Here is a 1,105-nt window from a genome sequence, read left to right as displayed (position 1 = left end):
ATGAGCACTCTCTCCTTCAAGGTCCTCGACCTGGACTTCCCGGCCGGCAGCAAGAACAAGACCGCCACCCTCGTCACCGGTGAGAGCGAGGCGCTGCTGGTGGACGCCGCCTTCACCCGCGCCGACGGCCACCGCCTGGCCGCCGAGATCCTCGACTCCGGCAAGACGCTGACCACCGTCTTCGTCTCCCACGGCGACCCCGACTTCTACTTCGGCGCCGAGGTGATCGCCGACGCCTTCCCCGAGGCGAGGTTCGTCGCCACCCCGCTCGTCATCGAGCACATCAAGCACTCCTACGAGGGCAAGCTCAAGGCCTGGGCCGCGCTCGGCCCGAACCTGCCCACCCGCCCGGTCGACCTGGAGCCGCTGACCGGCGACCTCACCCTGGAGGGCCACCGCTTCGCGCTCAAGGGCGGCCCGGCCGGCCTGCCCGACCGCCACTACCTCTGGCAGGCCGAGCACCGCGCCCTGCTCGGCGGCGTCCTGCTCTTCCAGCAGGAGCACGTCTGGGTCGCCGACACCCCCACCCCCGGCGACCGCACCGCCTGGATCGACCTGCTCGACGAAATGACCGCCCTCGACCCGCAGTTGGTCGTCCCCGGCCACCGCCTCCCCGGCACCGCTGCCGACGCCTCCGCCATCACCGCCACCCGCGACTACCTGATCGCCTTCGAGGAGGAACTCGGCAAGGCCGCCGACGGCGCCGCCCTGAACGACGCCCTCGTCAAGCGCTACCCCGACAACGGCATGCTGATCGCCGCCCAGATCGGCGCGAAGGTCGCCAAGGGCGAGATGAAGTGGGGCTGACCGAAATGACCCACGACAGCACCGAGTTCGCCACCTCCACCGCACCCGCCGACGTCGTCCGCCGCCAGTACCTGGCCTCCGCCGCCGGCGACCTGGACGCCCTGCGCGCCACCCTCGCCCCCGACGTGGAGTGGACGGAGATGGCCGGCTTCCCGCTCGCCGGGACCTACCGCACCCCCGAGGACGTCACCGCCAACGTCATGGAGAAACTCGACCAGGAGTGGGACAACTGGACCGCCCACGACGACACCTACGTCGTCGACGGCGAGAACGTCGTCGTCCTCGCCCGCTACACCGC

2 protein-coding genes are annotated in these 1,105 nt (G+C 71.0%); both read left to right on the top strand.

What is annotated here, in order from left to right:
- On the top strand, window positions 1–807 hold an 807-nt coding region (locus AB0958_RS45200; RefSeq protein ID WP_366896306.1), incomplete at its 5' end, for an MBL fold metallo-hydrolase.
- A gap of 5 nt (window positions 808–812) precedes the next feature.
- Window positions 813–1,105 (top strand): nuclear transport factor 2 family protein (locus tag AB0958_RS45195; RefSeq protein ID WP_366896305.1); only part of this gene is annotated, 293 nt, incomplete at its 3' end.

The organism is Streptomyces sp. NPDC006655 (genome assembly GCF_040703965.1).
Taxonomy (GTDB): domain Bacteria; phylum Actinomycetota; class Actinomycetes; order Streptomycetales; family Streptomycetaceae; genus Streptomyces.
This window is presented reverse-complemented; position numbering and strand designations above follow the sequence as displayed.